Source organism: Prosthecobacter sp. (genome assembly GCF_044236155.1).
In the GTDB taxonomy this organism is placed as follows: domain Bacteria; phylum Verrucomicrobiota; class Verrucomicrobiia; order Verrucomicrobiales; family Verrucomicrobiaceae; genus Prosthecobacter.
The window spans coordinates 68,484-89,685 of sequence record NZ_JBIIHA010000002.1 but is presented as its reverse complement, the minus strand read 5'-3'; the positions used below and the strand labels follow the sequence as shown (position 1 = coordinate 89,685).

General features: G+C 61.3%; 16 protein-coding genes. 4 read left to right on the top strand and 12 right to left on the bottom strand.

The features are described 5' to 3' along the window. Positions 1 to 30: 30 nt before the first annotated feature. Positions 31 to 1,767, bottom strand: a complete 1,737-nt coding sequence (locus ACILSE_RS02195) for a molybdopterin-dependent oxidoreductase (protein ID WP_395715706.1) — start codon at positions 1,765 to 1,767, stop codon at positions 31 to 33. A gap of 139 nt (positions 1,768 to 1,906) precedes the next feature. On the opposite strand from ACILSE_RS02195, the gene ACILSE_RS02190 reads away from it, so the two are divergent. Next, complete coding sequence (locus ACILSE_RS02190) at positions 1,907 to 2,797, top strand: diacylglycerol/lipid kinase family protein (protein ID WP_395715705.1); 891 nt, start codon at positions 1,907 to 1,909, stop codon at positions 2,795 to 2,797. On the opposite strand, the gene ACILSE_RS02185 is transcribed toward ACILSE_RS02190, so the two are convergent. The 6 genes from ACILSE_RS02185 to ACILSE_RS02160 all read right to left on the bottom strand — a co-directional run bounded on the left by ACILSE_RS02185 (position 2,679) and on the right by ACILSE_RS02160 (position 6,359). Further along, complete coding sequence (locus tag ACILSE_RS02185; RefSeq protein ID WP_395715704.1) at positions 2,679 to 3,542, bottom strand: pseudouridine synthase; 864 nt, start codon at positions 3,540 to 3,542, stop codon at positions 2,679 to 2,681. The two genes, ACILSE_RS02190 and ACILSE_RS02185, sit on opposite strands and share 119 nt — an antisense overlap. Positions 3,543 to 3,551: 9 nt before the next feature. Then, positions 3,552 to 3,704, bottom strand: coding sequence for a small basic protein (locus tag ACILSE_RS02180; protein ID WP_395715703.1), 153 nt, complete (start codon positions 3,702 to 3,704; stop codon positions 3,552 to 3,554). 115 nt (positions 3,705 to 3,819) lie between these two features. After that, positions 3,820 to 4,365, bottom strand: coding sequence for a hypothetical protein (locus ACILSE_RS02175; RefSeq protein ID WP_395715702.1), 546 nt, complete (start codon positions 4,363 to 4,365; stop codon positions 3,820 to 3,822). 3 nt (positions 4,366 to 4,368) lie between these two features. After that, complete coding sequence (locus tag ACILSE_RS02170; protein ID WP_395715701.1) at positions 4,369 to 4,797, bottom strand: ExbD/TolR family protein; 429 nt, start codon at positions 4,795 to 4,797, stop codon at positions 4,369 to 4,371. 15 nt (positions 4,798 to 4,812) lie between these two features. After that, entirely contained in the window at positions 4,813 to 5,466 is a 654-nt protein-coding gene (locus tag ACILSE_RS02165; protein WP_395715700.1) for a MotA/TolQ/ExbB proton channel family protein, read from the bottom strand. A 23-nt stretch (positions 5,467 to 5,489) separates the two neighbouring features. After that, the gene (locus tag ACILSE_RS02160) at positions 5,490 to 6,359 is read right to left on the bottom strand and encodes an energy transducer TonB (protein WP_395715699.1); all 870 of its coding nucleotides are present in this window, start codon (positions 6,357 to 6,359) and stop codon (positions 5,490 to 5,492) included. Positions 6,360 to 6,491: 132 nt separating this feature from the next. Here ACILSE_RS02160 and ACILSE_RS02155 point away from each other — a divergent pair, with 132 nt between their 5' ends. Beyond that, entirely contained in the window at positions 6,492 to 8,696 is a 2,205-nt protein-coding gene (locus ACILSE_RS02155; protein ID WP_395715698.1) for a TonB-dependent receptor family protein, read from the top strand. Between the two features lie 78 nt (positions 8,697 to 8,774). Here ACILSE_RS02155 and ACILSE_RS02150 read toward each other — a convergent pair whose 3' ends face one another. After that, the gene (locus tag ACILSE_RS02150; protein WP_395715697.1) at positions 8,775 to 10,253 is read right to left on the bottom strand and encodes a sialate O-acetylesterase; all 1,479 of its coding nucleotides are present in this window, start codon (positions 10,251 to 10,253) and stop codon (positions 8,775 to 8,777) included. A gap of 56 nt (positions 10,254 to 10,309) precedes the next feature. Between ACILSE_RS02150 and ACILSE_RS02145 the strand changes: the two genes are divergently transcribed. Next, positions 10,310 to 11,113 (top strand): hypothetical protein, encoded by an 804-nt coding sequence (locus tag ACILSE_RS02145; protein ID WP_395715696.1) that lies wholly within the window; start codon positions 10,310 to 10,312, stop codon positions 11,111 to 11,113. Between the two features lie 66 nt (positions 11,114 to 11,179). Here ACILSE_RS02145 and ACILSE_RS02140 read toward each other — a convergent pair whose 3' ends face one another. Together ACILSE_RS02140 and ilvC are read right to left on the bottom strand one after the other, a co-directional pair. Further along, entirely contained in the window at positions 11,180 to 12,079 is a 900-nt protein-coding gene (locus ACILSE_RS02140) for a polysaccharide pyruvyl transferase family protein (RefSeq protein ID WP_395715695.1), read from the bottom strand. Between the two features lie 92 nt (positions 12,080 to 12,171). After that, a complete protein-coding gene (ilvC, locus tag ACILSE_RS02135; protein WP_395715694.1) occupies positions 12,172 to 13,200 on the bottom strand; it encodes a ketol-acid reductoisomerase in 1,029 nt (342 codons plus the stop codon). A gap of 126 nt (positions 13,201 to 13,326) precedes the next feature. On the opposite strand from ilvC, the gene ACILSE_RS02130 reads away from it, so the two are divergent. After that, positions 13,327 to 14,034 carry an FKBP-type peptidyl-prolyl cis-trans isomerase gene (locus tag ACILSE_RS02130; RefSeq protein ID WP_395715693.1) on the top strand — a complete coding sequence of 236 codons (708 nt, stop codon included), beginning with the start codon at positions 13,327 to 13,329 and terminating at the stop codon, positions 14,032 to 14,034. Between the two features lie 168 nt (positions 14,035 to 14,202). On the opposite strand, the gene ACILSE_RS02125 is transcribed toward ACILSE_RS02130, so the two are convergent. Beyond that, positions 14,203 to 19,071 (bottom strand): PVC-type heme-binding CxxCH protein, encoded by a 4,869-nt coding sequence (locus tag ACILSE_RS02125; RefSeq protein ID WP_395715692.1) that lies wholly within the window; start codon positions 19,069 to 19,071, stop codon positions 14,203 to 14,205. A gap of 86 nt (positions 19,072 to 19,157) precedes the next feature. Beyond that, positions 19,158 to 21,104 carry a hypothetical protein gene (locus tag ACILSE_RS02120; RefSeq protein ID WP_395715691.1) on the bottom strand — a complete coding sequence of 649 codons (1,947 nt, stop codon included), beginning with the start codon at positions 21,102 to 21,104 and terminating at the stop codon, positions 19,158 to 19,160. Between the last annotated feature and the right edge of the window lie 98 nt (positions 21,105 to 21,202).

Below are 21,202 nucleotides of genomic sequence, written 5' to 3'. Positions count from 1 at the left end.
CCTTAGAGATACAGGCACGCTGCCAGACACTCAACCGACGATGATGCCCTTCGCTTTTCGTTCCTTCTCGCGTTCGAGGAGCGGCACTTTTTCGGTGGTTTCGAGCACTTGGGTGCCGAGGTCGCCGATCTTGGAGAAGGTGAGGCCGTTGAGGGCGGGCACTTCGGCGGCGAGACGCTTGAATACGTCATCGACGCTGTCGAGGCCATTGCTGCCACCGAGGGCGACGATGAGGTCGCGGAGGATTTCCCAGGTGTCGTGGGCATTGCCGGGTGTCTTGACGGCCTTGTTGAGGCGCTGGAGACGGCCGGTGGCGTTGATCATGCTGCCGCGTTTTTCGGCGTAGGCAGTGCCGGGGAGCACCACGTTGCTCAATTCGGCACTCGCGTTGGCCAGGATATGCAAAGTGGCGATGAAGGGCACTTTTTCGAGGTCGCGCTGAGCGAAGCCGACTTTGAGCAAATTCTCGCCGAGGGCCAAAACACCGCGCAGGAGGCCGCGGGACATCTTTTCCTGGATGTCGGCCAGTTTAGAGCCGGGCTCGATGCCGAGGATGAGTTTCGCACCGTTGGTGTTGGGGTTCAGATCGTCGGAACGGAGGTAGTTGTCGGCTCCACCGGTGCGTGGGATGACATCGACGTTCGTGGTGCCGAGTTGAGCGGCGAGGTGCTTCACGAAGAAAAGCTCCTCATTCGTCATGCGGGCGCTGGCGATGATGGCGATCTCCTCGCCCTTCTTGCCGGCGAGAGCAGTGGCGATGTTGTTGAGCGCGGTTTTCCAGCTCGCGATCTCGTGCTTGCCGCCGGTCTTCACCATCGGATCGGTGAGGCGGAACTCGCTGTTCACGAAATGGAAGTCGAGACGGCCCTGGTCGCACATCCAGGTGGAGTTCACGGCGTTGTTTTCGCGCGGTGTCTGGCGGTAGATGGTATCGCCACGGGCACCGATCTCCATGTTGCAACCGCGTCCACAGCCGGTGCAGATGCTGTTTGTCTCCGTGAGGAACCACACGCGCTGCTGAAAGCGGAAATCGGTGCTGGTGAGAGCGCCGACGGGGCAGATATCGACGGTGTTGAGCGAGTAATTGTGCTCCAAACGCTTGCCGGGATGCACGGCGAGCGTGGTGTGGCTGCCGCGTTCGGTGAAGCCGAGCACGGGTTCATCGGCGATCTCGGCAGTGAAGCGGATGCAGCGGCTGCACATGATGCAGCGCTCGTCATCGAGGCGCACACGCGGGCCGATATCGACGTTCTTCGGCTTCTTGACCTTGTCTTCGCGGAAGCGGCTCTCTCCTTTGCCATGCTCGACGCTGAACTCCTGCAGGCGGCACTCGCCAGCTTGGTCGCAGATGGGGCAATCGAGCGGGTGATTGATCAGGAGGAATTCCATCACGCCTTTGCGGCACTCTTGCGTGAGCACGCTGTCCGTGCGGATGCCCATCCCTTCCGCGACGGTGTTTGCACAGGCGATGACGGGGCGCGGCATCCAGCCGATCTTCGGCATGCCGTGCTCGTCTTTTTCGGGCTCGGTGCCGGGAGCGGGACGCGGCGGCATGCCCATCTCGACGAGGCACATGCGGCAATTGCCGGGGGAGGAGAGCTTCGGGTGGTAGCAGTAGTGCGGGACTTCCTTCTGCACCTGCTTGCACGCCTCGATCATGCGCGTGCCTTTGGGGAACTTGTGCCAGACGCCGTCGATCTGCACATTCACAAGATCGACCGGGGGAGGAGCGGCGGCAGGAGCGGGAGCTTCAGCGGGAGCGGGCATGAGCGAAGGGGAAAAAGGGAGCGTTTGGGCGATTATCGGGGCGAGGGCAGGAGCGGCAACCCGATTTTGTGAAAACTTTCACAAGCTCCGGGCATGAGTCTTTGCCAAGTGGCGACGACGTGGCATTCATGCGCCCCGCATGCCCATTCCGGTCATCCTCAACCCTGCCGCACGAAGCACGAAGGCCGCCGCGCTGGAAGAAGCGCTGCGGCAGCTCTCCCCCGCCCCGGAGCTGCATCTCACAAAGGGTCCGGGAGATGCGACGCTGATCGCCGAGGAACTCGCCGCCGCCGGCCATGAACTCGTGGTGTCCGCAGGCGGTGACGGCACGATGAACGAGGTGCTGCAGGGCCTATGCCGTGCGAACGCACTCCGTCAGCCGGGTGAAAAGCACACCGCGCTCGGCGTGCTGCCGCTGGGCACGATGAATGTGTTCTCAATGGAACTGAAACTGTCTGGCAAGGACATCGGCGAATGCTGGCGGCGCATCACCACAGGCACGCGTTCCGAGGTGGACCTCTGGATGGCGAACGAGCACTACTTTGTGCAGCTCGGCGGCGTCGGCCTCGACGCTCAAATCGTGCAGGAGACGTCGTGGGAGGCGAAGAAGAAGTTCGGCCCGCTCAGCTACGTGATGAGCGCGGTGAACGTGCTGCTGCGCCCGCCGCCGACGCTGAGCGTGCAGATCGACGGCAGATCGCCGCTGCTGGGCACCGTGGTGCTCATCGGCAACGGAAAGCACTACGGCGGCCCGTTTCCTCTCTTCCGCGACGCGTCGAACACGGACGGGAAGCTCGATTTGATCATCTTCCGTGGCCTCGGGGGCATGGAGTTCCTGCAACTGCTGCGCGGCATGCTGCTGGATGGCTACAAGGAGTGCGAGTACCTCGATTACATCCAGGCGGACGCGTTCACCGTGACTTCGGACCGCGACGCGGCCCCCGTGGAGCTGGACGGCGAGCTGGCTTCCAGCCTGAGCGGCCCGGTGTCCTTTCGCCCTGCTCCGTTCCGGCTGAGCGTGGTGGCTTAGATTCGCGTTTCGGGGCGGGTTGGCGCACGCGGGCGGGCTCACGGCGCTGATTCGGCTCCTCTTTGAAGAAGCGTTCGACTTCCGTGGGCGTCAGTTCCTTCCAGCCGCCCTTGGGCAGGCCTTTGAGTTGCAACCAGCCAATACGGATGCGCGTGAGACGCTCAACCTCGTAGCCGAGGGAGTAAAACATGAGGCGAATCTGGCGCTTCAGGCCCTGCTTGAGCACGACGTGCGCGTGATAGGCCCCGTCCATCCAGGCACGCTCAGCGCGTGCATAACCTTCCTCGGTCATCATGCCTTTGATGAGCTTCGCCATGACCTCGGCGGTCAGAGGTTGGTCAACGGTGACCTCGTATTCCTTTTCCGCGCCCTGGCTGGGGTGAATGAGCCGGTGCGAGAGGTCACCACGGTTCGTGAGGAGAATGAGGCCTTCACTTTCTTTGTCCAGACGGCCGACGTGATGCAGGGTCTGGAACTTCAATGGCAGAAGGTCGTAGATCGTCATCCGCTCATGCGTGTCGCCACGCGAGCAGAGGTAGCCTTTGGGCTTGTTCAGGGCGATGACGAGGGGCAGTTCGGTCCGAACTGGGGAACCATCGACGACCACCTTGTCGTCGGGCTGCACCTGCGTGGCCAGCTCCTTGATGATGTGCCCGTTGATCGAGACACGTCCTTCCAGAATGATCTGTTCGGCCCCGCGTCGCGAGGCGATGCCACACTGGCTCAGGTATCGGTTCAGTCGCACGGGAAAGCCTTATTCCGGCTTGGTCTTCGGCAGGTTCGTCGGGAGACGGCCTTCTTTCCATAAACCACGTGCTTTGAGCAGCTTGATGCGCTCGCCACGCTTCAAAACGCTGCGCTTGGTGCCGACGGAGCCGGCGGTCTTGAGGCTGCTATGCTGGGACATGATGCTGGAGGGGCTGGGGGGTGGTCTGAAAAAGGGCGCGGAGAATAACTGACTGGACGGACGGCGCAAGAGGTTTGTGCGCGCCGGAAGGGATGAGCAGACCCGCGGCACCGGCTCACCGTTCTTTCGCCAGCTTGTTGTACTTCTCGACGAGCTCGTTGAACTCGCGGGTACGGGCGTTCAATTTCTCAATGGCGGCGTCACGTTCGGCGGCGAGCTGCTTGAGCATGGCGTTTTGTTTTTCGATGGCGCTGTTCTGCGCGGTGACTGCGGCATTGCGCTCCTTGATGGCGTCGCCGCCCTGGCCAAGTGCGAGCTGCGCGGCCTCGAAGCCGGCCCGCACTTGCAGAAGTTCGCGCATGTAGATGGCGATGGTGATGCCGCGGGCGGTGGAGTCGGCGGAAAGGTCGTTGTACTCGCGGGTGACCTCGACGAGCTTCGCCTCGACCTCGGCGCGGAGCTCTGTGAGGCGGGCGATTTCCTTCTCATACTCGCGCACTTTACGCTCCGCCTCGATGCGCAGGGCGTTTTCCGCCTCCAAGCGTTTCACGAGATCGGCGATGTGGCCGCGCAGGCGCGCCTCCCGCTGCCATTGCACGAAGGAAACGGCACAAAGGCCGAGCGAGATGAGGACGAGCAGCGTGTTAAGCAGGCGCTTCATGCGTCAGGGATTCGGCTTCGCGGCACCGGCCGGTTTGACGTTGAAGGCGACCTTGGTGAAGCCGACGCGTTTCGCGGCGTCGAGCACTTTCACGAGGTCGGCGTAGCGCGTGTTCACGTCAGCGCTGATGTAAACAGGCGTGGCAGGATCCTTGCCGAAGCGTTCGGCGAGCTTGCGGTCCATCTCAGGCAGCGTGATGGCAGATTTGTCGAAGAACACGTCGCCCGTGGCATTGACGGCGAGATTGATCATGTCCGGCTTGAAGTCGGACTGCGCGGAGGAAGCGACGGGCAGGTTGACCTTGATGGTCTGCTGCTTGGTCATTGTGAGGCTGACCATCATGAAGGACGCGAGGAGAAAGAACATCACGTCGATGAGCGGGATGATTTCCAGCCGCGTTTTGCGCTCGGGAAGTGGTGAATGCAGTTTCAAGGCCGTTCGCGGTTCTTAGTTCGTGGTTTTCGCGCCGACTTTGTCGAAACCGTGCTGCGCAGCCAAAATGAGCACGTTGTTGGCAGCGGCTTCGAGATCAAATTTCAACGCGGCGAGGCGGCTGTGGAAGTAATTCATGGGCACGAGGGTGCCGATGGCGATGCCAAGGCCAGCGGCGGTGGCGATGAGAGCCTCGCCGATGCCACCGGTGACTTTTTCCACCGCGAGTTCGCTGCTGCCGATGCTGGTGAAGCTGCCCATGATGCCGGTGACGGTGCCGAGCAGGCCGAGCAGCGGTGCGAGCGTGACAATGGTGTCCATCGCGCTCAGGAAGCGGCCCGCGTCACGCAGTTCCTGCCCTGCGGCGACTTCGAGCGCGCCCTGCATGCTGGTGTGGCGGTGATTGAGGCCGTGATTGATCATGCGCACGACCGGGTCGCTGGATTTGGCGGACTGCTCGATGGCCTTGGCCAGATCTCCTGCCTCCAACTTCTCATAGACTTCCTCAAGCTGCTTCGGAGAACGCTTGCTGGCGAAGCGCAGCCACCAGAAGACACGCTCGATGAACACACAGATGGCGAAAAGAGTAACGACGGCGATCGGCCACATGATGGGGCCGCCCTTGATGAACAGATCGACGATGACGTTGGCGAGAACAGGATGATGCATTCGGGATGTGAGTAAAAGATGGATCAACGCAGACGGAAGGTCAGCGGCAGGGTGTAACGGCTGGCGGCACCGCCCGGCCACCGCCAGTTTCGTCGCACCCAAGAGGCGGCGTAGCTGTCGAGCGCGCTGAAGCCGGTGCTGCCAATGACGGTGACACCTTCCACAGCACCCGAAGTGCCGACGCTGATGCTCAGACGCACCGTGCCCTGCATGCCGGCGCCTCGGGCAAAGGCAGGATAGGGTGGCGCGGGGAATTTTCCTTTCCCGCCGCTGCCAGATGCACCGGTGCCGCCAGCCGTCCCGGCCTGCGGAGTGCTGGAACGAGTGCCGCTGCTCGCCACTGGAGTTCGCGGACGCGGAGGAACCGGCGCAGGCTTCGGCTTGACCACGGGATCCACGGGACGCAGCGAGTCTTCGATTTTTGGCGCGGTGGGAATGGCGAACACATCCTCCAGCGTCATGGCCTCGGCGACCTCGGGAAGATCGAGATTCTCCGGCGGAGTTTCGACGGTTTCGGGAATTTCCACCGGCAGCACTGGCTCGGATTCCGCTGGCGGCTCATTCGTGGCTTCCAGAGTCTGCAGTTCCGCCATGGAAGTCTCGATTATGGGTGCCTCGGCGGCATTTTCTAAGTCCGCGAGCGTCTTGAGGTTAATTGGCGGCAAATCACTGGCGAACATGCCCACGATGCCCACGGCAAGGCAAGAACCCGTGATTCCAACGACCCAGGACAGGGCAATCAGTGCCTCCAAGGTGCTGTGACGACGCCAGACCACCGGCCGGGCAACGGCAACTCTGGAGACGGGCGGCGTAGTTTGGTCGATGCCCATGGTGGGCAGCGTGTTTATCACTTGGGAAGTCATGGCACAACAGGCGGGACGGCTGTTGAGCATGAATCGCAAGAAAGGAGCGTCAACTTGCAATTGAGACACAATCGCAAAAAAGAACTTGCCGAGATAGCATTGTTCGCCACTCTCCGCACCTTTCTGCGACAGAATCTCAATTTCATCACTCGCTCACTTCCGATGAAGCCCCGCCTCACCTTCAAGCCCTCTCGCCTTGCCGGCCCAGCCCTGGCCACCGCAGCTCTGCTCTTTCTGGCTTTCGCCTCGCATGCACTTTCGCAAGGTTCGGTCAGTCCGGCTGGCAGGACTCAAAACGCCACCGAAATGCCGGAAATCGTGGTCACAGGCGAGGCCTTTTCAGGCTCGCAGATTCAGGGTCCCTTCCTGCCGGATGTGATGGATGGGAAGATTTTCGCGGGCAAAAAAACTTCGGTCATTGATTTTGATTCCCTGCCTCAAATCCAAAGCGACAATTACCGTCAGGCTTTCACCAAGACACCGGGTCTGTTGGTCAGCGAGTTGTCGAACAACTCACTCCTTTCCCTCGGCAGCCGCGGCATCGGTGACCCCCACGAGTCGCAAAACCTGCTCGTGCTGCGCAACGGAGTGCCCTTTGTGCTGGACATGTTTGGCTACCCGACGGTTTACTACGCGCCGCAACTGGAGGCAGTGGACCGCCTTGAGTATGTGCGCGGTGGATCGTCGCTGCTCTACGGGCCCCAGCCCGGCGGCTCGCTGAACTACATCATGCATCGTCCGCGTCTGGACCGGCCATTCTCGTTCTTTACCCAAAATGTGCTGGGATCAGGAAACCTGTGGAATCACTTTACCTCGATGGACGGCACCATCGGACGCCTAAGCTATCTGGTGAACTACAACCACCGCATGGGCGACAGCTTCCGCGCCTTGAACAGTGACTTCGAGTTGAATGCCGGGAACGTCCTCCTGGGACTCGACCTTCAAACCGACACCCGCTGGCTGCTGGACTTCGACTTTTACCAGTCAGACGCGGGCGAACCCGGCGGCCTCACCTTCAACGCCGCGCCGGGAGCCTTGCTCTACAACGCGGACCGCAATCAGTCCCAACTGGCCTTTGACCGCGTCCAGGTCGAGCGCTACTTCGCCACGCTGTCGCTGGAGCATGACTTCAGTGAGGAAACCTCCGTGATTTGGAAGGTCTTCGGAGGCTATTCAAACCGCACGAGTTTCCGGCAGCGCGGAACAGGCTTTGGCACGGCGCCCGCCGGCCTGGCCGCTGGCAACAACACGATCAACGAACACCGCTACTACACGCTCGGCACGGACCTGCGTTTCAGCCATGAGTGGGAAGCATGGGGGGGAGAACATCATCTGACGGCGGGCCTCACAGCCGGGCGCACGCATGCCCCGCTGATCAACTCCCTCGGAGCAGCACCCAATGCCACCAGCGGAGCCATTTACAATGACATCACCCGCAGCACCGAGTACCTGGCGCTCTTCGTGGAGAACCAGTTCAAATTCGGACGCCTGAGCATCGTTCCCGGCTTCCGCCTGGAGAGCATTTATCAGAGCATCGAGGACCATGTGCGCCTCAACAGCACCACACTGGCTCCGCTCGCCACCCGCAACCGTGAGGACGCCGAGCATGTGCCGCTGCTCGCACTCGGCCTTTCCTACGACGTGGCTTCCAGCAGTGCTCTGTATTTTAATTTCTCGCAGGGCTACAAGCCCGCCACCTACGCCGACACGCTGCCCATCGACAATAATGTGGCGAACACCGATATCGATCCGGGAAACACTCTGACGTATGAACTGGGCTACCGCGGCCGCCCTTCCGAATTCGTGAACTGGGACACGAGCGTTTTTTACATCGACTACGACAACCGTTTCGGCCAGACGACCGCCGGAGGCATCACGACCGTGCAGAACACCGGACGCTCTCGCAACATCGGCATCGACCTGGCTGCCGAGGTGGATCTTGTGGGTGTCCTCGGCGGTGAGAATGCGGTGAAACGCTATGGAAACCTTGCCCTGCATGGCGCTTACGAATGGCTGGACGCTGAATTCATCAGCGGTTCCAACATGGGACGGGCACCTCAATACGCTCCGGAGCATCTGCTGCGTGTAGGGCTGACCTACCGCTGGCGGGACCGGCTGAAGGTCTCCTTGCTTCACACCTACGTCAGCGAGCACTATGCCAACGACAACAACACGTCCAATTTCCAGATACCCGCCTACAACGTGACGGACATCACGCTTGAGGCGAAGCTCTGGCGCGAAAATGTCACCCTGCTTGCTGGATTGAACAACGTGTTTAACGAAGACTATTACAGTCGCGTTCGTCCAAATGGCGTAGACCCGGCATGGGGGCGCAATTTTTACGCAGGCCTGCGCTTCACATTCTGATCCGAAAGTTAGGTTGGATCACATCCCTGCGGGGCGCGGATCGTGGTGTTCCTCTCCCGCAGGGCTTTTTTCATCGCACTATTTCCGAAATGGAGATGCCGGGATGCCCGCGCCGTTGAAGAGCGTTGCCACAGGATTGTCCTTCCACGCATAGCGCACGTTTTTCGGCTGCGGCACGGCCTTGGCGGAGACGATCACGGTCTCGCCGTCGATCTTGGCCTCGGCGGGCTGCCACTCACCGTCGGCTCCGGCGATTTCAAAGCCGGTGAGGTCACCTTTCGCCTGCAAACCCTTCGCATGTTTGAAGGTGAGCACAAATTTGCCCTCTTTCGCCGTCGCGGTGTCGATCAGCGGGCCGGAGATCGCGGGAACGTCTTTTTGATACACCGCGCCGAGTGCCCACAGCGCGAGACGCCGACCGACCTCCTGCTTGTTCTTCGGGTGGATGTCCTTCGCATCGCCGATGTCGAGTGTGATCGCCATGCCGCTGTTCGGGATCGTGCCCAGCGCGTTCAGCATCTGCTCGCGCACGATCATCCAGCCCTCGCCGGCACGGGTAAAATTCGGCAACTGCACCCACGCGAAGGCAAACTCGTCGTTCCAGCGCGCACGCCAGTCCTTGGCCAGCAGCGTGAGTTGAGCCTGGTAAAACGGTGCCTTCGGGTCCTGGCTGTTCGCCTCGCCCTGATACCAGATGGCCCCGCGAATCGCATAAGGAATGAGCGGTGCGATCTTGCCGTTGAACAAGCCGCCCACATTGCCCTTTCGCTCACGCGTGGCGATCGGATCACGCGGCTTGCGCGGCAGCGGTTTGCCCTCAGCCTTAGCCTTTTTCACGTCCTCGGTCCATTTCGCCACCTGGCGCTCGTAAAGAGCTTTCGTCTTCTCTGCGTCAAACTTCGCGTCGTCCTGCTTCATGGCCGCGAAGAACGGCTTCAGCTCCTCGCTGGCCTTTTGCACCTCGGGACTGATCCAGGACTCGATGGGCGTGCCGCCGACGGAGGAATTGATGAGACCCACCGGCGTTTTGAGCGCCTCGTGAATGGTGCGGCCGAAGAAATACGCCGTGGCGGAGAAACGACCCACGGTTTCCGGCGTGCAGATGATCCATGTCCCCTTCCCTTGCGTTTGGGCTGTGTCCGAAGCGGAACTGCCTTCGGTGAACATCCGAATTTGCGGCAGATTGGCCGCGGCCTTCGAGCCTTCCACGTCATTGGAGCGGTCCACCGTCATCGCCATGTTCGACTGGCCGGAACCGAGCCAGACCTCGCCCACGAGCACGTCGTTGATCGTCTTGTCGCCAATCGTGAGCGTCTGCGGTTCTGCGGAGGCGGTGAGCGCGTCGAGCTTGAGTGACCATTTTCCCTCCGCATCGGCCTTCGCGGTCTTTTTCTGCCCGGCGATGCTCACCGTGACCTCCGCGTTCGCATCCGCCGTGCCCCAAACCGGCACCGGCTTGCCGCTTTGCAGCACCATGTGGTCCGAGAACACCGCCGGCAGCGTCAGCGCGGCGGAGGCAGGAAGGGAAAGGAGAAAAAGGCTGAGGAGTGTTTTCATGGCACTGGAAGGAGAAGCGGCTTGTCAACGTCAGCGCTGCTTGGTTTGCTTCACGAATGTCAGCCGCACTTTTCGCCGCCGGTCTGGGGGATGTGATCCGCTCCTGCTACATGAACGCCGCCTACCGCGTGTTGAGCGAAGCCACGCAGCCGGTGCCTGTCATCATGGCCTCGCACAATCCCTTCGCGATCGAGATCTTCCGCCACCATCGCAACGCAAAGAACTTCATCCTCTACGATCTGGCGCATAAGTTTGAGGAGTTCTTCAACGCCGGGCTGCGCGGCGTGGACATCAACCGGGCGCTGTGCGGCTTCGCCGGTGTGGATCATGCCAAACTCATTCGCGGAAACGCCGATGGGCACGTTCCTGTGTTTGACGCGCCTGATGATGTCGCATCCACCGGCCACATCGTGTTCCAGCCCTTCGCGGGAAACGCCTCCTACCGCTCGCTGCCGCCGGAGCTCATCGAAAAGACGGCGCAAGTCCTGCGCAAGCTGCCCTGCCAGGTGTTTGTCGTCACACGCAGTTATCTCCGACCTGGTGCAAAGGGAAAAACCATTCATGCCGTGGAAGACGCGCGATCTCTCGACGGCGGCAACATCACCGTGCTCGACAGCCTCACCGTTCCAGCGACGCTGAACCTCATCAAAAACTGCCGCGCTTATGTGGGAAGCTGGAGCAGCCTGCAGCAGGCAGCGTGGCTGGAAAACAAACCCGTGGCCGTGTTCTACCCGGTCAATTACATCGACGTGCAGACGCACACCGCCTACGCCTTCGGCATGGGCCGTGAGAACACCATGGGCCGCGAATATCCGCAGGTGGACGCGACAGAGCTGGAGGCGTTTCTACGCCGCTGGTGACCCAAGGAGCGGGACTTGCCAAGTCCCGCATCAATCCCGGGACCTGGCAGGTCCCGCTCCTTGTATTCACCGCCGCAAAAACTGCCGCAGCACCTCGAAATGCCCGGCAGCGGCGCTCATGTCAGTTTCCAGGTTCTCCATGCGGATTTTATACGGCGAATCAACCGGCGTGATGAACGGCACGCGGTGGATGCGGGCGAAGATCATGCCGTGATAGCGGCCTGTGATGACGAATCGTGAGCGTGCGATCGTTTCAAATGCCAGCCGCGGCCCCGCGTGCGCGATGATCTGTGATTTCGGAGAGCGTACCGCCGCTTCCGCGAGCAGCTTGTCATCGTCCACCGGCGCGCCCATGCCCAGCCACTGCACCGGCGTGCCGCTGGCGGCAAACTGACGCACGTAATGATTGATGAGCGTGTTCCGCACATTCACAAGGCCGGCGGGAACCAGCGTGACGGCATGTGCCGCGGTGTCATCCTCCTCCATGGCCGGCCGGTATAAATAAGCCGCGTCAGGGAAGAACCTCACGTCATCGCGCCCGCTGATCTCCTGCGCGATGCGCACGCAGTTCGGCGAGCGCAGCGTGATGAAGGCCGCCTGCTGCAAATAAGGCACCCACGGCTTCAACGCAGTCGCATACTCGGCTTCGCGGTTGATTTGAAACTGAAAACCGCAGGAGAGGATGCCCCACGGGATGCCACGCCTCATGGCTGCATCCATGTAAAACCTCATGGCACGAAAATGCGGCGACTCCGCGTCCGCCGCGCCCTCCTTCGGATTGTTGTAAAGAATGCCGCCGCCACCGAGCACGAGCAAGTCGAGGTCATCCGGCAGCGCGGCAGGCAGGTCGGAATTATAAATCACCAGCTCGTGCTCCGGCAGCTCCTGCGCAAAGACGAGCGGGTAGGTGTCGTCGCCGGAATTGCCGTAACCCGAGGCTCCCACGAAGGCGATTTTCTTGCGCATGCACCATGGTGGCATGCTGCGAAGCGGCGGCGAACAAAAAAACGCGGACCGTTTCCGGTCCGCGTTCGTGAGGGGTTCGCTGAGCTTTACGATCACGCGTAGCTGGCCTGCGCGCCTTTGATGTCACGCTTCTTGATCCAGGGCATGAGGCTGCGGAGGCGGGCGCCGGTCTTCTCGATCGGGTGCTTCTCGCCGTCTTTGAGCAGCTTGTTGAACTTCTTGTAGCCGGTTTCGGTCTCCTTGATCCATTCCTTGGCGAACTTGCCGGTCTGGATGTCCTTGAGAGCCTTTTTCATTCGGACCTTCACCGACTTGTCGATGATCTTCGGACCGACGGTGACGTCGCCCCACTTGGCGGTCTCCGAGATGGAGAAGCGCATGCCGGCGATGCCGGACTCGTTCATGAGGTCCACGATGAGCTTCAGCTCATGCAGGCACTCGAAGTAGGCCATCTCAGGGCTGTAACCAGCCTCGATGAGCACTTCGAAGCCGGCCTGGACGAGGGCGCTGGCACCGCCGCAAAGCACGGTCTGCTCGCCGAAGAGGTCAGTCTCAGTTTCTTCCTTGAAGGTGGTCTCGATGACACCGCCGCGGGTGCCGCCGATGCCGTGCGCCCAGGCGAGGGCGATCTTCTTGGCCTGCTTGTCCGCGTTCTGATGGATGGCGATCAAGGAGGGCACGCCCTTGCCTTCCGTGTACTGGCGACGGACGATGTGGCCGGGGCCTTTCGGGGCCACCATGATGACGTTCACGTCCTTCGGCGGGACGACGGTCTTGTAGAGGATGGCGAAGCCGTGGGAGAAGAGCAGCGTTTTGCCCTTGGTGAGATTCGGAGCGATGTCCTTCTTGTAAACGCCGCCGATCTTGGTGTCCGGCACAGCAACGAAGATGACGTCGGCCGCTTTGACCGCATCCGCGGTGTCCATGACCTTGAGGCCCTTTTCTTCAGCGACGGCGCGGCTCTTGGAGCCGGGGTAAAGGCCGATGACGACTTTGACGCCGCTCTCCTTGAGGTTCAGGGCGTGGGCGTGGCCTTGGGAGCCGAAGCCGATGACAGCGCAAGTCTTCCCTTTGAGAGGGGCGAGGCTCGCGTCTTTTTCAGTGTAGATTTTGGCGGGCATGGGTGTGTCTGGTTTAAGGGGCGGCGATAGTGGTTCATGCCCCACCCAGGGTCAAACGGCTTTTTCCCGGCCCTCCAAGGCTTTGATTGACCGCTTTGTGAGAGGCGCGTAATCTCCGCGCTCCATATGAAAAACACCCTCGCCATGCTCTGCGCCGCGCTTGCGGCTCTCACCGCCACCCAAGCCCAGGAAGTCAAGCCAGCGCAAGCGGCCGAAGCACCAGCCGCCGCCACGGTGGACATGGCCAAGGTCAGCTACTTCATCGGCATGAATATGGGCGGCCAGTTCAAGGAGCAGGGCATCGCCATCGACATCGCAGCGCTCACCGAGGCCATCAAGTCCACCGTCGCTGGTGAAAAGCCGAAGTACACCCAGGAGGAGCTTATCGCCGCCATGCAGGCCTTTGAGGCCAGCATGCAGCAGAAAGCCGCCATGCGCGGCCAGGAGGCCAAGTCCACAGGCGACAAGTTCCTCGCCGAAAACGGCAAGAAGAAAGGCGTGACCACGACCGCCAGCGGTCTGCAATACGAAGTGCTCAAGGCCGGCGACGGACCCAAGCCCGCCGCCACCGATAAGGTGAACGTTCACTACCACGGCACGCTCATCAACGGCAAGGTCTTCGACAGCAGCGTCGAGCGCGGCCAGCCCATCACCTTCGGCGTCCAGGAGGTCATCAAAGGCTGGACCGAGGCGCTGCAGCTCATGCCTGTCGGCTCGAAATGGAAGATCTTCATTCCTTCCCAGCTCGCTTACGGCGAACAGGGTGCTGGCGGGGACATCGGCCCGAACGAGGCGCTTGTCTTCGAGGTCGAGCTGCTCGGCATCGTGAAGTAATTCAAGTCTTCATCATCATTCATCGTCAAAGGCAGGCCTGCGGGCCTGCCTTTTTCATTTCACCGGTTTCTCGGCGGCGTGAATGATCATGAGCTTCTGCCAGATCTTCCGGGACAGGCCCGTCGTGAGCCCTTCGATCTCAAGCGCCGTCGGGACCCGCTGCCATTCTCACTTCCCGCTCGTCCACTTCGCGGCGTTGATGAGGATCTGCTGATACGGCTTCAAATCGTGTGTGCGGGCGTCGTGGCCCAGGGCGAGGCCGACGATGCGGGCTTTCGGGTGTTTCGTGATCCAGACGCTGGGGTGCGGCTTTTGGTATTTGTCGCTGTTGCTCGTCTCGGCGAGGACTTCGATGGGCGCGGTGCCTTCGGGGACGTTTTCGGCGTTCACGTAGTAGAGTTCGTCTTCGACAGTGAAGCTGGCGGGCACGTCCTTCATCACCGGGTGATCGGCTTTGAGGGCTTTCACATCGAAGGGATGGATCCTGTCGTGGCCGCGAGCACCACCGCCGACGATTTGAGCGTTCAGTTCGGGCCAGCCGCCAAAGCCATACCAGGTGCCGGGGTGGAGCATCACGATGCCCTTACCTGCAGCGGCGAAGTCGAAGAGCGCTTTGCGGTAGGCGGCGGTGTCGAAGAATTTGCGGTTCACGCTGATGATGGCCACGTCGGCGTTGGCGAGCTCGGTGGCGGCTTGGTCGCGGTCTTCGGTGTAGTTCACGGAGAATCCGGCGGCTTTGAGCGTGGCGACGTCGGTTTTGCCGAAGAACTCGGCGAAGTTGTGCGAACTGCCGCCGCCGATGACGAGGACTTTGGTTTTATCTCGCTTCCAGACTTGCTTGAGATTCTTTTCGCCAAATTGCCGGGTGAGGACTTTGGGGGTCTCGGTTTCCCATACGATGGGTGCGGCTGGCACGAGCGGGCCATCGCCTTTGCCGCCTTCTTTGGGGCCGGTTTCGGCCTTCGCGGCGGCTTTCTTGGCACCTTTGGCCGGAGCGGCCCCAGCACTCTTCTCAGCGGCTTTTTCGGCGCTGGCGGTGATGGCGACGGTGCAGGGCGCGATGATGGTGCCGCTGGTTTCGAGCGTGAGCTTCTTGAGCTGCGCTTTCTTCTTCAAATTGAAGGCGAGATAGCGCAACTGGCCGCGGCGCGTGAAATCGCCCGCGTCGTCGCTCAGCGGTACTTCGGCGCGGCCGATGTAGTCGGCGAAATGCTCGCCGTTCTTGAGCACGATGGCCTCTTTATCGCCGTCGGCGTATTCGACGTGCACGGTCATCGCCGGTTTGCCGATCGCGCCCTCACCGCCGAAGGGCCAGGCCCAGCCGGCGACGCCGCCGAGCATGTGGAGGCTCGCCGCGGTCGCGTTGGTGGCGATTTCGACCTTGGTGGGGAAATTGTCGGCCACGGTGCCTTTGCCGCCGCCTTTGAGCGCGATGATGCTGGCACCGGTCTGCGATTTTTCCGGGTCCATAATGAAGAACGGCACGCCATGCACGGTGACGTTGCCAAACTTGTGCAGCGTGACGGTTTCCTCCTTGAACTCCTCGCCACGGAAGATGCCGACGCGGCTGTCGGCGTTGTAGGCGGCGCGCAGGTCGATCACGCGATACTTCTGGTCGCCGCTGCCGCAGATGAAGGCGAGGATGTCGCGCAGCACTTCGGGGCCGAGGGCGTCGAGACCTTCCGGCATGAGGCTGCGGCGGGTGTTTTCACGCGTGGCGATGTCGCTCTTCCTGATCTCCACATCGCCGCCCTGGTTGCGCAGGTTGATGCTGGCGGCGTTTTCGCTGGTGATGACGCCGACATGCACGTCGCCGTTCTTTTTGGTGACGTTCCAGGCCCAGAAGCTCGGATCGACCTCGCGGTTCGGGTCCACGATGTGCACGAGCAGCTCTGCGGGCCCGTGTGCACCCATGCCGACGAGCGGCGGGGCGACGTCTTTGCCGATGTCGCCCAGTTTGTGGCACACGGCGCAGGCGGCGGTGAACATGGCCTTGCCGTTGGCCAAATTGCCGGGCTTTTCGACCTCGGGCGTGAGTTTGGCGATGATTTCGTTCTTCGCCTTCGCGCCGGGATTGAGCTTGTCCATCATCGCATTGGCTTGTTTGGCGACGTTTTTGTTCGGATGCGTGCGCAGACGCGCGACGTTGCCCGGGCCGAGGATTTTGGGCTCGATCTTGCCGTCCGCGATGCTGGCGAGCAGAGCGAGCGACGATTCAGGCCGCTTGAGGATGGCGTCGAAGGCGGTCTGTTGGAGTTGAGGCTTTAGCCGATCAAATGAGGCAACGAGCACCTGGACGTTGCCGCTGTCTTCGAGTGCGGAGATGATCGCAGCCTGGAGTCCCGGCGGAGCGTTCAGATCGCCTAAAGGCTCGACTCCAACTTTGCCCGCGTCGCCGCCGAGCGAGATCAGCGCCTTCGCCGCGCCGATGCGATCTGGCAATGCTGCGGCCTGATTGCTCAGCGTGGCGCTGAGATTCGCAATCTGCGCCTTCACCTCATCAGCCAGCGCACCGGCTTTGTCCCACTTCGCCACGAGCGGCAACGCCGCGCCGGCTGTGCTCGCGTTCGAAAGGAGTTTCTTCAGCGAATCGGTGAGCGCGGGCGTGAGAGACGGCGACTCGCCGCCTTGCTGCGCGATGCCTTTGAGAATCGCGATTTTCAGAGAGTCGGCGTTGTTTCCAGCCTCGGCGGCGGCAGTGATCAGTTTGTCAGCGGACTTCGCGGAGGGCAGCAGGGCCGCGACGAGCCCTTCCACGCCTTCCGGTGCTTTGAGAGCTTGGGCGATTGTGTCGTCGGCGTGATCGACCGCGGCTGCGATCACTGCGGAGCGCGTCCAGTCATCCTGCGCGGATTTGAACGTGGCGAGCGCGTCGGTCTTCGATTCAAAGGTGCGCAGCGCGGAACTGCCCATCGTTCCCTTCGAGTCGGCGCTGTGGTGATAAAAGCTGCCTGCGACGGATTTCGCCTGCTTGTGCTGCACTTTCCACACGCGGCCAAAGTAGTGGTCGCGGTCAGGACGCACGGCGGCATTCGCCGGGCCGTGGATCGGGCCGCGGGTGTCGTTGTGGATGACGGCTTGGTTGTAGAAATCGACGACGTAAAGCGCGCCATCAGGACCGACGCGGTTTTCGATGGGGCGGAACCACAGGTCTTTGCTGCGCATGAACTCGGTTTCCTCGCGGCCAGGCTCTTTGTGGGTCTTGTAGCTGACGCCGTCTTTCTCGACGAACTGGTGATGGACGATGTTGAGCGTCGGTTCGGTGGTGAAGTAGCTGTAGTTCCAATTTTCAGGCCACGCGCCGCCTTCATAGATGGCGCAACCGGCGGCGGCGGTGAACTGGCCCACCTGGTCGATCTGAACGTAGGCCTGCTCCGGCCACGACATGGCCGGGAAGGTCTTTTGGCCGCTGATCATGCCTTTCCAGCTCGTGGTGCCGGGGATTTTGCCTTTGGCCAGCACATACTCCGGCAGCACGACGTGGAAGAAAACGGTGCCGCTGGTGGGCTGCGTGAAGAACACCTGGCCGTCGGAGGTGATGTCGAGGCCCCAGGTGTTGCCGCCGCGTGAGGCATACTGCTCGATCTCGGTGCCGTCGGGTTTAAAACGAATGACGCCGCTGCCGATGCCGACTGCTGGTTTGTCCGGCGCGTTCACGGCGGTGACATTGCCACCGCTGTAGCCGTGCGTGGCGTAAACCCAGCCGTCGAGGCCCCAGCGCAGGTTGTTGATGACAGCATGCGTGTCACCTGTGCCGAGATTCGTGTAGAGCTTCTCGCGCTTGTCCGCCACACCGTCGCCGTCGGTGTCCTGAAGATTCCAGATGTCCGGCGCGGCACAGGCGATGACGCCGTTTTTGTAGAACACGAAGCTGGTGACGAGTTCGAGCTTGTCGGCAAAGACGTGCTTCTTGTCCATCACGCCGTCGCCATTCGTGTCTTCGAGCCAGGAAATGCGGTCGATAGGGTCACGGTCGTATTTTTTCGTCCAGGAGCCGCTGTCCTTCCACTTTTCCATGTTCAACTCACGGCGGCCGTTCGGATACTCGGGCGTCTCGCAGACCCAGAGGCGGCCTTTTTCATCCCAGTCGATGTTCATGACTTTGTTGATGAGCGGCTCGGCCGCCACGAGCGAGAGATTGAAGTCCGGATGCAGTTCGATCTTCTCCGCAGCCTTGCTCGGATGCGTGGGGCCGCCTTCGACGTAGCGGAGGTTGTCACCGAGTTCCTCCGGCTTGCAGAGTTCGTCCGCGTTTTCACGTTTTCCGGCCCAGGCGATGCCGCGCAGGAGCATGGCACGCATCGTGGGATGGCTGAAGTTTTTGTGATAGTGGCCGGGAATGCACACAAAGGAGCGGTAGGCGTCCTTTTCATAGGTCCACACCTGCGGCTGGATGTCGTAGATGCTGACGACCTTGCCGCCCTTCGTGATCTCCTCGGCGCGCTTGTTCGCCTTTTCATTGCGCGTGCCCTGCGGTTTCGGCGTGTAGGCCCCGGCGAGGATTTTGCACTCCGGCAGCAGGTCCATGTCGTAGTAGATCTCGTCGTCCATGGCGAAGTTCGACATGTCCTTGGTGATCGGGTTCTCCTTGTCGGTGAAGTAGAGGTGCATCGGGCCTTCGAGCCACTTCGTCTGCCCAAAATGCCAGGAGCCGCCAATGATGCCCTTGAACCAGTCGTGATCCTTCGACACGGCGCCCGCGTGGATCGTGACGACACCACCGCCACGGGCAATGAACTCGAGCAGGTTCTTCCGCTCCTCGCCAATCTTGATGTTTCCAGCCTCCTGAGCGTGCAGGATGAGCACATCGGTCTTGTCGAGCTGCTCCTTCGTCGGGAATTCGAGCGAGCCATCCGCCTTCGCGCCGCGTTCATTGAGCATCGGCACCCATTCCTTCAAAAACTGCGGAAAATCATGCGCACCCGGCCCGTGGGATTTTTTTCCAGCGCGGATGAAGACGCGGAGCGGCTCCGCCGCAAATGACGAATGAGGAATGGCGAATGACGAAGCCAGCAGGCAGAGGAGGAGGCGTTTCATGGTCGGAAAGAGGATGCTACGCGAAACCAACGGCGCTTGGGAAGCCCGCTTTTGCACGGCGCACTATCGGAAATGCACATGAAGGCTCACACCTTCACCGTTTTCGAGCCTGCTTTGTCTTTCTCGCCGGATTTCAAACCGGTGAGGGTCTGGGCGTCGGGCTTGTCCTTGCCGATTTTTGCCGTGTAACTGCCAGCGGCATAAACGTGCGGCTGGAAACGATTCGATTTGGCCCGGATGGTGTAAAGCACCTCGCCATTCGATTCGGCGATGACCTGGATCACGGGACGTTCAGCGCCTTCGATGATGAGTTCGGGCAACCACGCGGCAGGTTTGCGGCCGTCGTTGTCGTCACTGTTCACGGTGATGGGCCAGCCGGGGAATTGGCTGCCATCGGAGAAACGCGGCCAGCATTCGAAGGTGACCTGTCCGGTCTTTTTGTGAAAGCGGGCGAGCCCGTAGCCATCGGCACGTTTTTTCTCGTCCTGGATGTCCTCAGGGTTCGCGTAGGCCATGATGGACATGCAATTGCCGAGGCCGTCCTTGAAATCGCCGGTCCAGGGCAGCGGACTGCCCGCGACTGCGTTCGGGCCGGGTTTTTCGTCTTTCGGATGCCACCAGCGGCCGTAGATCGTGTTCACGAGCGCCGGACTGGTGAAGCCGTAGGGGCCGTCGCCGAATTCGTCGATGCCGTGCTTCATGGTGACGGCGAGATGCTGATCGCCACACAGATGAGTGGCGCGCGCGCGGCGGATTTCACGCAGAGCCTCGTTGCGTGCGGTTTGCGGCCAGCCGTTGCAGTCGAGATCGGCGAGCAGACGGTTGTCCGGGCTGCCGTGCAGGTGCACCGCGCCGCAGAAGGCGGTGGCGGAGAGCACGCATTTCATCTGCGCACCTGACCAATCCTGCGTCCATTGACCGAGGAATTTCATCTGGCGCTCGCCCAGCAGTTGCAGACCGGGCAGGTCGATCGCTTTCGGATCATATTTCTCGTCGTTGATGTGATCAGGACGCGGTCCCATCTGCGGGATCTTGCCTGCGGGGCCGGACTTGAACTTGCGGTCCTCCAGAATGGCGAAATCGACACCGCCGACGTGCATGCGGGTGAAATAGACCGTGATGCCGCGATCCGCCGGCGCTGGATCGACCGCATCCGGCAGATGCCAGGACTGCTGACGCTGCACCTGGTTCACATACTCGACCGGATAACGATAACCTCCGTCCGCATCGCCGGAAATCGTCGAGCGCTTGCCGTTTTCGCCCCAGAGATTGCCGTGACCGACGTCGTGATCGTCGGGAATGCAGATCGTGGGCCGGTCACGCATGATGTCGCGGAACTGCAGGCCGAACTCGATCCAGCCAGCGGTGTGCTCGGTGTGATGATAGGTCTGGTCACCGGCAAAGAAGAGCACGTCGGGATTCTGAGCGATGAGGTGCTGCACGATCTCCGGCCTGCCGCCCTTCGTGCGTGCGGAGTTGCAGGACATGTTGGCGATGACGATTTCGTCCTTGTCGATCGGATCGCGGCGGATCGTGCCTTCAAACATCGCCTTCTCGCCGTGGCGCACGCGATAGGGCACCGTTTGCGTGCTGTCCCAGCCTTCGACGCGAAAGTGCGCGTCCCAGCCTGGATAATGCACCTCGGCTTTGGCGACTTCCTTCCACTCACCATCGCGTTTGAGTTCGAGACGGGCCTCACGCGCCTCATCCGGCTTCAGCGGGAACAACTGCGCCGAGACCTTGAGCACGCCGCGCTCATGCGTGTAGAGGGCAAAGCACACGACCTGATCGCGCGGCACGTTCAGATCGACGATCGGCCCCTGATTACCTTTCCCCTTGCCCTTTGCCTTTCCTTTGGTGCCTGGATCGGTCTTTGGTGCCGCCACGACACGCGGAGTCCACCAGGCACCGGTGGTTTGCGAATCGAGCATCGGAAACTCGGCTCCAAACGGCGGCGCTGCATTCTGCGCCGGGAGGATTTGCGACGCAGCGGCGACGGCGGGAACGGACTTGAGGAAGGAACGGCGCTTCATGGGTTGGGAAGACGGTTAACGTCGCCCAGAAGCCCTTATTCCACCGATGTCCTAACGCTGAGAGGCCAAAAAACAAAGGACACGACTCGCGTCGTGTC

Bases quoted from the DNA above. Each gene is read 5' to 3' on its own strand.
- ACILSE_RS02130 (WP_395715693.1), top strand. From the start codon at position 13,327: ATGAAAAACACCCTCGCCATGCTCTGCGCCGCGCTTGCGGCTCTCACC.
- ACILSE_RS02175 (WP_395715702.1), bottom strand. From the start codon at position 4,365: ATGAAGCGCCTGCTTAACACGCTGCTCGTCCTCATCTCGCTCGGCCTT.
- ACILSE_RS02140 (WP_395715695.1), bottom strand. From the start codon at position 12,079: ATGCGCAAGAAAATCGCCTTCGTGGGAGCCTCGGGTTACGGCAATTCC.
- ACILSE_RS02120 (WP_395715691.1), bottom strand. From the start codon at position 21,104: ATGAAGCGCCGTTCCTTCCTCAAGTCCGTTCCCGCCGTCGCCGCTGCG.
- ACILSE_RS02125 (WP_395715692.1), bottom strand. From the start codon at position 19,071: ATGAAACGCCTCCTCCTCTGCCTGCTGGCTTCGTCATTCGCCATTCCT.
- ACILSE_RS02165 (WP_395715700.1), bottom strand. From the start codon at position 5,466: ATGCATCATCCTGTTCTCGCCAACGTCATCGTCGATCTGTTCATCAAG.
- ACILSE_RS02155 (WP_395715698.1), top strand. From the start codon at position 6,492: ATGAAGCCCCGCCTCACCTTCAAGCCCTCTCGCCTTGCCGGCCCAGCC.
- ACILSE_RS02195 (WP_395715706.1), bottom strand. From the start codon at position 1,767: ATGCCCGCTCCCGCTGAAGCTCCCGCTCCTGCCGCCGCTCCTCCCCCG.
- ACILSE_RS02145 (WP_395715696.1), top strand. From the start codon at position 10,310: ATGTCAGCCGCACTTTTCGCCGCCGGTCTGGGGGATGTGATCCGCTCC.
- ilvC (WP_395715694.1), bottom strand. From the start codon at position 13,200: ATGCCCGCCAAAATCTACACTGAAAAAGACGCGAGCCTCGCCCCTCTC.
- ACILSE_RS02150 (WP_395715697.1), bottom strand. From the start codon at position 10,253: ATGAAAACACTCCTCAGCCTTTTTCTCCTTTCCCTTCCTGCCTCCGCC.
- ACILSE_RS02190 (WP_395715705.1), top strand. From the start codon at position 1,907: ATGCCCATTCCGGTCATCCTCAACCCTGCCGCACGAAGCACGAAGGCC.
- ACILSE_RS02160 (WP_395715699.1), bottom strand. From the start codon at position 6,359: ATGCTCAACAGCCGTCCCGCCTGTTGTGCCATGACTTCCCAAGTGATA.
- ACILSE_RS02180 (WP_395715703.1), bottom strand. From the start codon at position 3,704: ATGTCCCAGCATAGCAGCCTCAAGACCGCCGGCTCCGTCGGCACCAAG.